A 238-nucleotide genomic window follows, 5' to 3' on the forward strand; every position below is an offset into this window, starting at 1 on the left:
GACCTAAAGCTCTTTCTTTAAAGAGATTAGCATCGCCACCTGGATAATATACTTCCCCATTAAGCTCAATCTTATAATCAAGAGATTTGCTGTACTGAAGACTATCATAATCAAGTGTTTGATTTAATTTATAGCTACCCCTTTCCTCAAAAAACTCATCCTTATATTTAAAATTATCATCATCATGAGAAACTGCATACATACATTTATTATTTATATTTTTCACATATAGCAATAT

1 protein-coding gene is annotated in these 238 nt (G+C 29.4%); it reads right to left on the minus strand.

The features are described from left to right. A partial coding sequence (locus HWD93_RS18875) for a hypothetical protein (protein ID WP_261647655.1) occupies window positions 1-238 on the minus strand: 238 nt, incomplete at both ends.

Origin of the sequence: Curtobacterium sp. C2H10 (assembly GCF_025407985.1) — a bacterium.
In the GTDB taxonomy this organism is placed as follows: Bacteria; Actinomycetota; Actinomycetes; order Actinomycetales; family Microbacteriaceae; genus Curtobacterium.